This is a genomic window from Streptomyces viridosporus (genome assembly GCF_002078235.1).
Classification (GTDB): domain Bacteria; phylum Actinomycetota; class Actinomycetes; order Streptomycetales; family Streptomycetaceae; genus Streptomyces; species Streptomyces viridosporus.
Window position 1 is genome coordinate 1 of sequence record NZ_MSGP01000381.1, and the last position, 12,515, is coordinate 12,515.

Genomic DNA, 12,515 nt, shown 5'->3' on the forward strand with positions numbered 1-12,515 from the left:
GTCGGTGCGGCGCAGGGCCGCCGCGCCGCCCGCGGTGGCCGACCAGACGGCCTCGTCCGGCGTCATGCCCATGTCCCGCACGGCCAGCGCGACGCAGAACGGCACCGAGGAGGTGAAGGACGAGCCCGGATTGCAGTCCGTGGACAGCGCGACGGTGACCCCTGCGTCGAGCAGCCGGCGCGCGTCGGGCCACTCGGCCCGGGTGGAGAACTCGGCGCCGGGCAGCAGCGTGGCGACGGTGGTGCCGTTCGCCAGCGCGTCCACGTCGGCGTCGGTGAGGTGGGTGCAGTGGTCGGCGCTGGCCGCGTCGAGTTCCACGGCGAGCCGGACGCCGGGGCCGTGGGAGAGCTGGTTGGCGTGGACGCGCGGGTGCAGGCCCTTCGCCCTGCCCGCGGTCAGGATCGCGCGGGCCTGGTCGCCGTCGAAGGCGCCCCGTTCGCAGAAGACGTCGATCCAGCGGGCGTGCGGGGCGCAGGCGTCGAGCATCTCGCCGGTGACGAGGTCGACGTAGCCGGCCGGGTCCTCGGCGTACTCGGGGGCGACGATGTGGGCGCCGAGGTAGGTGACCTCGTCGGTGTGGCGGGCGGCCAGGCGCAGGGCGCGGACCTCGTCCTCGGTGGTCAGGCCGTAGCCGGACTTGGTCTCGAAGGTGGTGGTGCCCTGGCGGAGCGCCTCGGCGAGGAGGCGGGTGAGGTTCTCCTCCAGTTCCGTGTCGGTGGCGGCCCGGGTGGCGGCGACGGTGGTGCGGATGCCGCCCGCGCCGTAGGGGCGGCCGGACATGCGGGCGTTGAACTCCTCGGTGCGGTCGCCGGCGAAGACCAGGTGGGAGTGGGAGTCGACGAAGCCGGGGAGGACCGCCCGGCCGTCGGCGTCGACCCGGTTGTCAGTGGCGGGTGCTTTGCTTGATTCACCGGTCCACGCGACCCGGTCGCCTTCGATGACGACGGCCGCGTCCCGGACCAGACCGAGCGGGGAGTGGTCGCCGAGGGAGGGGTCGTTGGTGACGAGTGCGGCGATGTTGGTGATGACGGTGCTGCTGCTCATGGGATCCCTGGTGTCCTCGTGGGGGCGGGGGCCGGTGGTCAGGCGCGCAGGGCTTCGACGGCCCGCGCGAGGGCCTGCGGCACATCCGGTACGAGGGTGTGCGTCCCGTCGCGCACGACGTGCCGCCCGCCCACGATCGTGTGCCGCACGTCCGCTGCCGTCGCGGCGAATACGGCCGTCTCGGCACCGAGCCTGGGCAGCGTCCCCGCTGTTCTGACCGAGTCCAGCGCGAGGGTCGCCAGGTCGGCGCGGGCTCCGGCCTCGATCCGGCCGGTGTCGTCCCAGCCGAGGGCGGCGTGGCCGTCGGCGGTGGCGGCGCGCAGCAGCGCCGCGGCGGTCCAGTGGCCGCGGGTTCGGGTGCGCAGGCGCTCGTTCAGCTCCATTGCCCGCGCCTCTTCCAGCAAGTCGACGACGGCGTGGCTGTCCGAGCCGAGGCAGAGCGGGGAGCCCGCTCGCTGGAGCGCCGCCGCGGGACCGATGCCGTCGGCCAGGTCCCGTTCCGTGGTGGGACACATGCAGGTGCCGGTGCGGCTGCCGCCGAGCAGGGCGACGTCCTCGTCGGTGAGGTGAGTGTTGTGGATGCCGGTGGTGCGGGGTCCGAGCACCCCGTGGTCGGCGAGGAGCCGGGTGGGCGTGCATCCGTGGGCGCGCAGGCAGGCGTCGTTCTCGGCGGTCTGCTCGGACAGGTGCACGTGCAGCGGGGCCCGCCGCTGTTCGGCCCAGCGCGCCACGGTCGCCAACTGGTCCGCGGGCACGGCCCGTACGGAGTGGATCGCGGCCCCGATCCGTGCGTGATCCCGCTCCCTGAGAGGTGCACAGCGTTCGGCCCAGGCCTCCGCCGTGCCGTCGGAGAAGCGGAGTTGGTGGGTGGTGGGGGGTTCGCCGAAGCCGGAGGACAGGTAGCAGGTGTCGAGGAGGGTGATGCGGACACCGGCTGCGGCGGCGGCCTCGATGAGCGCCTCGCCCATGGCGTTGGGGTCGGCGTAGGGCGTGCCGCCGGGGGCGTGGTGGACGTAGTGGAACTCGCCGACGGTGGTGATGCCGGCCAGCGCCATCTCGGCGTATACCGCGCGGGCGAGGTCGAGGTAGGTCTCGGGGGTCAGCCGGTCGGCGACGGAGTACATGACCTCGCGCCAGGTCCAGAAGGTGCCGGAGCCCACCTGGACGGTGCCGCGCAGGGCGCGGTGGAAGGCGTGCGAGTGGGCGTTCGCCAGTCCCGGGAGGGTCAGTCCGCGCAGGATCTCGGCGCCGGGCGGCGGGGCGGGGGTGTCCAGGCGGACGGCGGTGATGCGACCGTCCCGGACGTCCACGGCGACGCCCGGCTCGACGGGGATCCCCCCCGCTCGAGCGGAGCCGAGAGCCTGGGGGAGGGTGCCGAGCCAGGCGTGCTCCAGCCAGTACGTCCGCGGGGTGGCAGTCACGTGCAGGCCAGTCCTTCCAGTACGTCGGCGAGTGCGAGGACTCCGGCCACGCAGTCGTCCTCGGTGGCGGACTCGGCCGGGGAGTGCGAGACGCCGGTGGGGTTGCGCACGAACAGCATGGCGGTCGGGACGCGTCCGGAGAGGATCCCGGCGTCGTGTCCGGCGCCGGTGTCCAGGACGGGCACCCGGAGGCCGGCGTCCCGGCCCAGGATGCGGGCGAGTTCGCCGCGCAGGGCGTGGTCGAACTCGACGACCGGGGTGAAGGACTCCCGGACCACGTCCAGGTCGACCCCGTGGGCGTCGGCGTACGCGCGGGCCGCCTTCTCCACCCCGGCGACCACGGCGTCCAGGCCCGCCTGGTCGGTGGCGCGGGAGTCGAGCCAGCCGCGCACCAGGGAGGGGATGGCGTTGACGCCGTTCGGCTCGACGGCGATCTTCCCGAAGGTGGCGACGGCACCGGCGCGTTCGGCCTCCCGGCGGGCGGCGAGCACGGTCTCGGCGTACGGGAGCATGGGGTCGCGGCGGTCGGCCGGGCGGGTGGTGCCGGCGTGGTTGGCCTCACCGGCGAAGTCGAAGCGCCAGCGGCCGTGCGGCCAGATGGCGTCGGCGATGCCGACCCGGTCGCCGGACAGGTCGAGGGCACGGCCCTGCTCGATGTGCAGTTCGACGAAGGCGCCGATCCGGGCGAGCCGTTCGGGGTCGGGGCCGAGGGCGTCGGGGTCGTACCCGGCGGCCTCCATCGCCCGGGGCAGGGTGATCCCGTCGCCGTCGGTGAGCCGGTGCGCCTGCTCGCGGGTGAGCAGGCCGGCGGTGAGCCGGGAGCCGACGCAGGCGAGTCCGAACCGGGCGCCCTCCTCGTCGCCGAAGTTGACGATGCCGAGGGGCCGGGTGAACCGCGCTCCCCTCCCGCGCAGTTCGTCGAGGGCGGCGAAGGCGGAGACCACCCCCAGGGGGCCGTCGAAGGCGCCGCCGTCCGGCACGGAGTCCAGGTGCGACCCGGTGACGACGGCGTCCCCGGCGGCCGGGTCCCCCAGCCAGGCCCACTGGTTGCCGTTCCGGTCCGTCTCGAGCCGCAGCCCGCGTCCCTCGGCCTGCGCCGCGAACCAGGCCCGGCAGTCGGCGTCGGCCTCGGTCCAGGCGAAGCGGCGGTAGCCGCCGGAGGCGGAGTCGCGGCCGACGGGCAGCAGCTGCGCCCACATGTCGTGGAAGGTCACGCCTGCTCACCCTCGCGCATCGGCACCCGCACGCCGCGCTCGGCGGCCACCGACTCCGCGGTGTCGTACCCGGCGTCCACGTGCCGGATGACGCCCATGCCGGGGTCGTTGGTCAGCACCCGGCGGATCTTCTCGCCGGCCAGCGCGGTGCCGTCGGCCACCGTCACCTGGCCGGCGTGCAGGGAGCGGCCCATGCCGACCCCGCCGCCGTGGTGGACGGACACCCAGGAGGCGCCGGAGGCCACGTTCACCATGGCGTTCAGCAGCGGCCAGTCGGCGATCGCGTCGGAGCCGTCGAGCATCGCCTCGGTCTCGCGGTAGGGGGAGGCGACGGAGCCGCAGTCGAGGTGGTCGCGGCCGATGACGACCGGCGCGGCCAGCTCCCCGCTCGCGACCATGTCGTTGAAGCGCTCCCCGGCCCGGTCCCGCTCGCCGTAGCCGAGCCAGCAGATGCGCGCGGGCAGGCCCTGGAAGTGGACGCGCTCCCCGGCCAGGCGGATCCAGCGGGCCAGGGACTCGTTCTCCGGGAAGAGGTCGAGGATCGCGCGGTCGGTCTTGGCGATGTCGGCGGGGTCGCCGGACAGGGCGGCCCAGCGGAAGGGGCCCTTGCCCTCGCAGAACAGCGGGCGGATGTAGGCGGGGACGAAGCCGGGGAAGGCGAAGGCGCGCTCGTATCCGGCGAGTCGCGCCTCGCCGCGGATCGAGTTGCCGTAGTCGAAGACCTCGGCACCGGCGTCCAGGAAGCCGACCATCGCCTCGACGTGCCGGGCCATGGACTCACGGGCGCGGGCGGTGAAGCCGGCCGGGTCCTTCGCGGCGGCCTCGGCCATGTCCTCGAAGGCGATCCCGACGGGCAGGTACGCCAGCGGGTCGTGGGCGGAGGTCTGGTCGGTGACGATGTCGACGGGCGCGCCCCTCGCGAGCAGCTGGGGCACCAGTTCGGCCGCGTTGCCGAGGACGCCGACGGACAGCGGGCGGCGGGCGTCGCGGGCCTCGACGGCGAGCCGCAGGGCGTGGTCGAGGGAGTCGGCCCGCACGTCCAGGTAGCGGTGCTCGATGCGGCGGTCGAGGGCGCGCGGGTCGCAGTCGACGCAGAGCGCGACGCCGTCGTTCATGGTGACGGCGAGGGGCTGGGCACCGCCCATGCCGCCGAGTCCGGCGGTCAGGGTGATGGTTCCGGCGAGGGTGCCGCCGAACCGCTTCGCGGCGACGGCGGCGAAGGTCTCGTAGGTGCCCTGGAGGATGCCCTGGGTGCCGATGTAGATCCAGGAGCCGGCGGTCATCTGCCCGTACATGGTCAGGCCGAGGGCCTCCAGACGGCGGAACTCCTCCCAGGTGGCCCAGTCGCCGACGAGGTTGGAGTTGGCGATGAGGACGCGCGGGGCCCACTCGTGGGTCTGCATGACGCCGACCGGGCGGCCGGACTGGACCAGCATCGTCTCGTCCTGCCGGAGGGTCCTCAGCGTGCGGACCATGGCGTCGAAGGAGCGCCAGTCGCGGGCCGCCTTGCCGGTGCCGCCGTAGACGACGAGCCGGTCGGGGTGCTCGGCGACCTCCGGGTCGAGGTTGTTCTGCAGCATCCGCAGGGCGGCCTCCTGCGGCCATCCCAGGGCGCTCGGTTCCGTGCCGCGCGGGGCTCGGACTGCGCGGGGTGCGGACATGGTCTGCCTCCTGGTGCTTGCTCCCGGGTGTTCCCGTGGACCGGACGGCCCCACGGTTACTGCAGATATTCACATCCTCACCCCCTGAATAGAGCTAGTCAATACAGGGGGCGCGTCGGCGCGGGCCCCCGCCGGATGCTTGGCTGGACGCATGGGCTCGAACACCTCGAACATCTCTGACACGGAGAACACCGACGGAACGGGGGGCACGGTGGTGCACGACGACGGCCTGACCGGCGAGAGGGACCCGCGGGGCGCGGAGCTCGCGGCGCGGCGGGACAAGGCGGTGCGGGCCGCCGTGGAGCAGGGACTGCTCGACCCCGACACCCCCCTGGTGGCCCTGCTCGACGTCGCCGGCATACGCGAGTCGGCGGCCGAGCTGCGGGCGGCGTTCGAAGCGGTGACACCGCCCGGCACGCCCGTGCTGCACGCCTTCGCCGTGAAGGCGTCCCCGCTGGTGGCGGTGTTGCGGCTGCTGCGCGAGGAGGGCATCGGCGCGGAGGTGGCGAGTCCGGGCGAGCTGGCGCTGGCGCGGGCGGCGGGCGTGGAACCGGAGCGGACGGTCCTCGACTCGCCCGCCAAGACGCCGGACGAGCTCCGTCAGGCGCTGGCGCTGGGCATCGCCGTCAACGCGGACAACCCCCAGGAGCTGGCGCGCCTCGACGCCCTGATGCGGTCGACCGACACCCGCTCCCCCCTCGGCATCCGGGTGAACCCGCAGATCGGCAGCGGTTCCATCGAAGCGCTGTCCACGGCCACGGCGACCTCCAAGTTCGGGGTGGCGCTGCGCGACGAGGGAGCCCGGGAGTGGGTCGTGCGGGCGTACCTGGACCGGCCGTGGCTGACCCGGCTGCACACGCACACCGGCTCCCAGGGCATCGCGCTGTCCCTGATGGCGCGCGGAGTGGCCGAGACGTACGCGCTGGCGGAGGAGATCAACCGGCGTGCCGGACGGCAGCAGATCGACACCGTCGACATCGGCGGCGGGCTGCCGGTCAACTTCGCCTCCGACACGACCGACCCGACGTACACGCGGTACGCGCGGCTGCTGAGCGAGGAGGTGCCGGGGCTGTTCGACGGGCGGTACGGACTGGTCACCGAGTTCGGCCGGTCGCTGCTGGCCAAGCACGGCACGATGGTCGCGCGCGTGGAGTACGCCAAGAGCGCCGGCGGGCGTCCGGTCGCGGTGACGCACGCGGGCGTGCAGGTGGCGACGCGGACGGTGTACGCGCCCGGGGCGTGGCCGCTGCGGGTCGCCGCCTACGACGCCAAGGGGCGCCCGAAGGAGGGACCGGCGGTCGTGCAGGACGTGGCGGGCCCGGCCTGCTTCGCGGGCGACCTGCTCGCCCGGGGGCAGTCCCTGCCGCTGCTGGAGCAGGGGGACCACGCGGCGGTGCTGGACACGGGCGCGTACTACTTCGCCCACCACTACGCGTACAACTCGCTCCCCCGGCCGGGCGTGTACGGCTTCGTCCCGGACGGGGCGGGCGGGGTCTCCTTCGCGGTCGTCCGCCGCGCCCAGACGGTCGAGGAGATCGTGGCCGAGTCGGGCGGCGACCACCCCGACGCGCTGACGTCGGGGTTCCCCTCCTGAGGAGCCCCTCGGGGACGGAGAGCCCCTGAGGGGCCGCCGAGGACCCGCTCCCGGAACACGGTCCGGAGCACGAACCGGAGCGCGGACCGAAGTAGGAATCGGAGCGCGGGCCGAATTACGGACCGAAGTACGAACCGAAGCGCGACCCCGGAGCGCGACCCCGGAGCGCGGGAAGCCGGCCCCGGGGTCCCTCAGACCAGGGCCGGGGCCCGGCGCCGCGCGCCGCCCGGGGCCGCGTCGCCCGCCGCGATGCCGGTGGTGCGGTAGGCCTTGACCGCCTTGCCGGCCGGACGGCCCGCGCCCCCGCCCAGCCAGTCGACCCGCACCCACAGCAGCGCCTGGCCGGCCTGCTCCAGACGGCCGATCCAGGCGGCCTTCAGCCACAGGCCGGCACCGCACCCGGCGAGCAGCAGACCGGCGGCGGCCGGCGCCGCGAACGCGCTGCCCAGAGCGGCGAGGAAGGCGAGCAGCAGCCACCAGCGGTGTCCGCGCCGCCAGGCGCGCAGGGTCACGGCGCGGTCCTGGAGCACGTCGTGCCGGCCCGCCCGGGCCGCCACGCGGGCCAGGTCGCGGTACCGGCCCCGCCGCCCGCAGGCGACGACGGCCGCCGCCACGAGGAACAGCGCGGCCCCGGCCAGGACGCCGATCCGGCGTCCGGTCAGCCCGGGCACCAGCAGCCCGATGCCCGCCGCGCACACTCCCAGCCACCACAGCGGCGCGGCCCCGGCCCGTACGACGACGGCCACCCGAGCCAGCCCCTGTCCTCCGCGTGTCACGTCCAGCCTCCCGTCTCATGTCGCCCGTGAAGCGTCCGAGCGGGGCTCGCCGCCCGAACGAAGCACCTCGGGGACACACGGTAGTGACGCAAGGTGAGACGAGCCTGAGAAAGTCCGAGGAAGCACGGGCGGCACGGCGCGCCCGCGCCGCCCGTCCGCGCCGCCGCTTCACTCCACGAACAGCCCGCGCGCCGCCGCCCTCGCGTCGAACTCCTCCAGCCGCGCCTGGGCCTCGGGCAGGCCGTCGCACATCGCCTCCAGCAGCACCCGCCCCAGCAGCATCGGCGCGCACGCCGTGTCGAAGGCGAGCCCGGTACCGACGGCGGCGGGCAGCAGCAGGTCGGACACCTTGGCGACCGGCGCGAACGCGGAGTCGGCGACGGTGACGACGGTCAGCCCGCTCTCCTTGGCGTGGGTGAGGGCGTCGACGACCTCGCGGGGGTGCCGGGGCAGCGCGAAGCACAGCAGGGCGCTCGCCCCCGCGCGGACGGCGACGTCGACGCGGTCGTGGAGCATCGTGCCGCCCTCGTTGAGCAGCCGTACGTCGGGATGGACCTTGGCGGCGAAATAGGCGAAGCCGTGCGCCTGGGCCGCCGCCGCCCGCAGTCCGAGCACGGGGAGCGGGCGGCTGTCCGCGAGGACCGCTCCCGCCCGGCGCACGGGCTCGGGGTCGGCCAGTTCCTGGGCGAGGTGCCGCAGGTTCTCGATCTCGGCCTCGACGGCCTGCTGGTACTCGTTGTACGCACCGGTCTCCGCGGCCGGTCCGGGGGGCACGACCTCGCGCAGGTGCCGGCGCAGGGCGGGGTAGCCGTCGAAGCCGAGGGCGACGGCGAACCGGGTCACCGAGGGCTGGCTGACCCCGGCCAGCTCGGCCAGCTCCACGCTGGACAGGAACGGCACGTCGGCGGCCCGCCGCACCATGCTGTGCGCGATGCGCCGCTGGGTCGGCGTCAGCCGGTGCCCCTCGAAGAGCGCCTGCAGGCGCGCCGCAGGGCTGTCGCTGACGCCCATGACGTGACTCCCCCTCGGTCTATTCACCCGTCGTCGTTCCTGCATGCCGTTATACAGGCGGACGCGGACGCGCACGACCTCGACCGGTCACGGCGGACCCGCGGGACCGGGCGGGACGGCGGGGCCGGGCAGGACGGCGGACCCGGGCCCCGGCGAACCCGAGGAACGAGAGGGGGGCTAACCCCAGTGCCGTCGGCGCCCCGCCTGCCTACCGTGGACCGCATGAGCGGAATGGACGCGCGGGGCACCGACCTGAAGAAGGAACTCGACGCCACCCTGCAGGCCCGCAGGGAGCTGGGCGAGGAGTACGAGTCCGCGCTGGTCGACTCGTTCCTGGAGAAGGTCGACCAACGCATCGACGGCTCGGTGGAGCGCCTGGTCCGCCGACAGCTCGCCGAGCAGCAGATGACGGTGGCCCGGAACGCACGGACGCCGAAGGCCACGGACACCTGGAGCGAACGCTTCGGCTTCGGGATCGTCTCGCTGGTCCTCGCGGTGCCGCTGTCCGCGATCGGCGGGGGCGTGGCCAAACTGCCCGGCCTGCTGGTCGTCTGGGCGGGCATCGTCGGCATCAACGTCGTCCAGGCCGCCCGCACCCACCCGGGCCTGTTCGGCCGTCGCGGGTCCGGGCGGGACGGCGGCTGGGACGACTGACCGGAAGAAGCGTGCGCGGGGACCGCCGCACCCCCGTCACCGGGGGGCGGGACGACGGCGGTCCCCGCGGGGGACGCGGGCCGGCCGGGCCGGGCTGCGCGTCCGGGGCGTCCATGGAGGTCCGGGAGCCGCTCCGGAGGTCCTTGACGCCGCTGGGTCGCCGGCCGGAGCGGGGAGCCCTCCCCCAGTGCCGAACGCCTGGGAGGTGCCCCACCGTCCTGCCGACATCCACCAATGTGCCGGACGCGTGTTAAGCGAGTGCTGCGCGGACGTGACACGCTCGTACCGCTTCCGCGAAGTCCGTCTCCGCCGAGTACGTCTCCGTCGAGTACGTCTCCGTCGAGTACGTCTCCGCGAAGCCCCTCTCCGCCGAGTCCGCCTCCGCGAAGCCCGTCTCCGTGAGATCCACGGGGCTCACGGACGGTCCGGCCGCCCCGCGTTCACGGCCGGAGGCCCGTGGTCCCCCGTGGCCCCGCCGCGGTCGCGCGCGAGGCGGCGGTCACTTGCCGCCCTTGGCGAGGAAGGACAGCAGGTCCTGGCGGCTGACCACACCGGTCGGCTTGCCCTCGACGAGGACGATCGCCGCGTCCGCCTCGCCCAGGACGGCCATCAGGTCGGCCACGGGCTCACCGGAGCCGACCTGCGGCAGCGGCGCGGACATGTGCTTCTCCAGCGGGTCGTCGAGCGAGGCGCTCCTGCTGAACAGCGCGTCCAGCAGCTCGCGCTCCACCACCGAGCCGACGACCTCGGCGGCCATCACGTCCGGGTGGCCGGCGCCGGGCTTGACGACCGGCATCTGCGAGACGCCGTACTCGCGCAGCACCTCGATGGCCTGGCCGACCGTCTCGTCGGGGTGCATGTGGACGAGGGAGGGGATGGAGCCGCCCTCCTTGTCCTCGAGGACGTCGCCGACGCGGGCGCTGGGGCCCTCGTTGTCGAGGAAGCCGTAGTCGGCCATCCACTCGTCGTTGAAGATCTTGCTGAGGTAGCCGCGGCCGCTGTCCGGCAGCAGCACCACGACCACGTCGTCCTCGGTGAGCCGCTCCGCCACCCGCAGCGCCGCCACGACCGCCATGCCGCAGGAGCCGCCGACCAGCAGGCCCTCCTCCTTGGCGAGGCGCCGGGTCATCTGGAAGGAGTCCTTGTCGGACACGGCGACGATCTCGTCCGCGACGGTGCGGTCGTAGGCGGTCGGCCAGAAGTCCTCGCCGACGCCCTCCACCAGGTACGGCCGCCCGGAGCCGCCCGAGTACACCGATCCCTCGGGGTCGGCGCCGACGACCTTCACCCGGCCGTCGCTGGCCTCCTTCAGGTAACGCCCGGTCCCGGAGATGGTGCCGCCGGTGCCGACGCCGGCCACGAAGTGGGTGATCCTCCCCTCTGTCTGCTCCCACAGCTCGGGGCCGGTGGAGTGGTAGTGGGAGAGGGGGTTGTGGGGGTTGGAGTACTGGTCCGGCTTCCAGGCGCCCGGCGTCTCACGGACCAGCCGGTCGGAGACGTTGTAGTAGGAGTCGGGGTGCTCGGGCGCCACGGCGGTCGGGCAGACCACGACCTCGGCCCCGTAGGCCCGCAGCACGTTGATCTTGTCCATGGAGACCTTGTCGGGGCACACGAAGATGCACTTGTAGCCCTTCTGCTGGGCCACGATGGCGAGCCCGACGCCGGTGTTGCCGCTGGTCGGCTCGACGATGGTGCCGCCCGGCTTCAGCTCGCCGCTCTGCTCCGCCGCCTCGATCATGCGCAGGGCGATGCGGTCCTTCACGGAACCGCCGGGGTTGAAGTACTCGACCTTGGCCAGGACAGTCGCCCTGATGCCCTTGGTCACGTTGTTGAGCCGCACCAGCGGGGTGTTGCCGACGAGGCTGATCATCGAGTCGTGGAATTGCACCGTTGTCTCCGGATGCCGCAAAAGAGGTGGTCGTAGTGGTGACGCCAGCCTAGGCCCTCCCGACACCGCCCCGGCCGGGTCGTTCACTCCCCGTCGAGATTGGACCACGGTCCGTACGGGGCAAGCACTGGGTGTACGGCTTCGAGGAGGTGGCGGCGAGGCATGACGAGCATGTCGAGGGCGAGGGTGGCCCGGCGGATCGCGGCCGGCGCGGCATACGGCGGCGGGGGCATCGGACTGGCCGGTGCGGCCACCGTGGGACTGCTGGTCGCCCAGGCCCAGCTGGCGCGGCGTCGGGTGGGCAACGGCGCGACTCCTCACGTACCGAACGCGGACGGCCTGTACGGCGCCGCCCACACGGTGCCCGGCGAACCGGCGCTGCGGCTGACGATGCTGGGCGACTCCACGGCCGCGGGCCAGGGCGTGCACCGGGCCGGGCAGACGCCGGGCGCGCTGCTGGCGTCGGGCGTCGCCGCGCTCGCGGAACGCCCCGTGGGACTGAGCACGGTCGCGGCGCCCGGTGCGCGCTCCGACGACCTGGACCGCCAGGTGACCCTGGCCCTCGCGGACCCGTCCCGGGTGCCCGACATCTGCGTGATCATGGTCGGCGCCAACGACGTCACCCACCGCATGCCGCCCACCCGCTCGGTGCGCCACCTGGCCGCGGCGGTACGCCGGCTGCGCACCGCCGGTGCGGAGGTCGTCGTCGGCACCTGTCCCGACCTCGGCACGATCGAGCCCGTCCAGCAGCCGCTGCGCTGGCTGGCCCGCCGCGCCTCCCGCCAGTTGGCGGCGGCCCAGACGATCGGCGTGGTCGAGCAGGGCGGGCGCACGGTGTCGCTGGGCGATCTGCTGGGCCCGGAGTTCGCCGCCAACCCGCGCGAGCTCTTCGGCCCGGACAACTACCACCCCTCCGCGGAGGGGTACGCCACGGCCGCGATGGCGGTGCTGCCGACCGTCTGCGCCGCCCTCGGCCTGTGGCCGGCCGAGGAGGAGCGCCCCGACGCCGCCCGCCGCGAGGGCTTCCTCCCGGTGGCGCGGGCCGCGGCCGAGGCCGCGTCGGAGGCCGGCACGGAGGTCACCGCCGCGATGCCCACCGGGCCGCGCGGTCCGTGGGCCCTGCTCAAGCGCCGCCGGCGCCGCAGGCTGCCGGAGGCGGAGCCGGAGCCCTCGACGCAGCACTCGTAGCCCGGAAGCCGCCGCGCCCGCGGACGGCCTCCGCGCCCGCGGACGGCCTCCATGGGCGCGGGCG

General features: G+C 74.4%; 10 protein-coding genes and 1 pseudogene. 4 read left to right on the plus strand and 7 right to left on the minus strand.

Annotated features, from left to right (window positions below; translation table 11 throughout):
• From hutI to hutU, 4 genes are all read right to left on the minus strand, one after another.
• A partial coding sequence (gene hutI, locus B7L92_RS26100; protein ID WP_081239839.1) for an imidazolonepropionase occupies positions 1-1,044 on the minus strand: 1,044 nt, incomplete at its 3' end.
• A 38-nt stretch (positions 1,045-1,082) separates the two neighbouring features.
• The gene (locus B7L92_RS26105) at positions 1,083-2,465 is read right to left on the minus strand and encodes a formimidoylglutamate deiminase (protein WP_081239840.1); all 1,383 of its coding nucleotides are present in this window, start codon (positions 2,463-2,465) and stop codon (positions 1,083-1,085) included.
• On the minus strand, positions 2,462-3,679 hold the full coding sequence (locus tag B7L92_RS26110; protein WP_081239841.1) for an allantoate amidohydrolase: 1,218 nt from the start codon (positions 3,677-3,679) through the stop codon (positions 2,462-2,464). Before B7L92_RS26110 ends, B7L92_RS26105 begins: the two co-directional genes overlap by 4 nt.
• Positions 3,676-5,340 carry a urocanate hydratase gene (gene hutU, locus B7L92_RS26115; protein ID WP_081239842.1) on the minus strand — a complete coding sequence of 555 codons (1,665 nt, stop codon included), beginning with the start codon at positions 5,338-5,340 and terminating at the stop codon, positions 3,676-3,678. The genes B7L92_RS26110 and hutU overlap by 4 nt, the downstream gene beginning before the upstream one ends.
• 151 nt (positions 5,341-5,491) lie before the next feature.
• Here hutU and B7L92_RS26120 point away from each other — a divergent pair, with 151 nt between their 5' ends.
• A complete protein-coding gene (locus B7L92_RS26120) occupies positions 5,492-6,934 on the plus strand; it encodes a type III PLP-dependent enzyme domain-containing protein (RefSeq protein ID WP_255311139.1) in 1,443 nt (480 codons plus the stop codon).
• A gap of 191 nt (positions 6,935-7,125) precedes the next feature.
• Here the strand turns inward: B7L92_RS26120 and B7L92_RS26125 are convergent, their stop codons facing one another.
• Both B7L92_RS26125 and B7L92_RS26130 read right to left on the minus strand, forming a co-directional pair.
• Complete coding sequence (locus tag B7L92_RS26125; RefSeq protein WP_081239843.1) at positions 7,126-7,710, minus strand: hypothetical protein; 585 nt, start codon at positions 7,708-7,710, stop codon at positions 7,126-7,128.
• A gap of 168 nt (positions 7,711-7,878) precedes the next feature.
• Positions 7,879-8,721: a MurR/RpiR family transcriptional regulator gene (locus B7L92_RS26130; RefSeq protein WP_081239844.1), complete on the minus strand. Its 843-nt coding sequence runs from the start codon at positions 8,719-8,721 to the stop codon at positions 7,879-7,881.
• Positions 8,722-8,952: 231 nt separating this feature from the next.
• Between B7L92_RS26130 and B7L92_RS26135 the strand changes: the two genes are divergently transcribed.
• Positions 8,953-9,375 carry a hypothetical protein gene (locus B7L92_RS26135; RefSeq protein ID WP_081239845.1) on the plus strand — a complete coding sequence of 141 codons (423 nt, stop codon included), beginning with the start codon at positions 8,953-8,955 and terminating at the stop codon, positions 9,373-9,375.
• 271 nt (positions 9,376-9,646) lie between these two features.
• Positions 9,647-9,724 (plus strand): annotated as a pseudogene (locus B7L92_RS43720) (hypothetical protein); the annotation flags it as partial.
• A 150-nt stretch (positions 9,725-9,874) separates the two neighbouring features.
• On the opposite strand, the gene B7L92_RS26140 reads toward B7L92_RS43720, so the two are convergent.
• Positions 9,875-11,263 carry a cystathionine beta-synthase gene (locus B7L92_RS26140; protein WP_081239846.1) on the minus strand — a complete coding sequence of 463 codons (1,389 nt, stop codon included), beginning with the start codon at positions 11,261-11,263 and terminating at the stop codon, positions 9,875-9,877.
• A gap of 162 nt (positions 11,264-11,425) precedes the next feature.
• On the opposite strand from B7L92_RS26140, the gene B7L92_RS26145 reads away from it, so the two are divergent.
• On the plus strand, positions 11,426-12,451 hold the full coding sequence (locus tag B7L92_RS26145) for an SGNH/GDSL hydrolase family protein (RefSeq protein ID WP_081239847.1): 1,026 nt from the start codon (positions 11,426-11,428) through the stop codon (positions 12,449-12,451).
• Positions 12,452-12,515 lie beyond the last annotated feature (64 nt).

Excerpts from the sequence above, each read along its gene's own strand:
- hutU (WP_081239842.1), bottom strand. The coding sequence starts at position 5,340 with ATGTCCGCACCCCGCGCAGTCCGAGCCCCGCGCGGCACGGAACCGAGC.
- B7L92_RS26120 (WP_255311139.1), top strand. The coding sequence starts at position 5,492 with ATGGGCTCGAACACCTCGAACATCTCTGACACGGAGAACACCGACGGA.
- B7L92_RS26130 (WP_081239844.1), bottom strand. The coding sequence starts at position 8,721 with ATGGGCGTCAGCGACAGCCCTGCGGCGCGCCTGCAGGCGCTCTTCGAG.
- B7L92_RS26135 (WP_081239845.1), top strand. The coding sequence starts at position 8,953 with ATGGACGCGCGGGGCACCGACCTGAAGAAGGAACTCGACGCCACCCTG.
- B7L92_RS26145 (WP_081239847.1), top strand. The coding sequence starts at position 11,426 with ATGACGAGCATGTCGAGGGCGAGGGTGGCCCGGCGGATCGCGGCCGGC.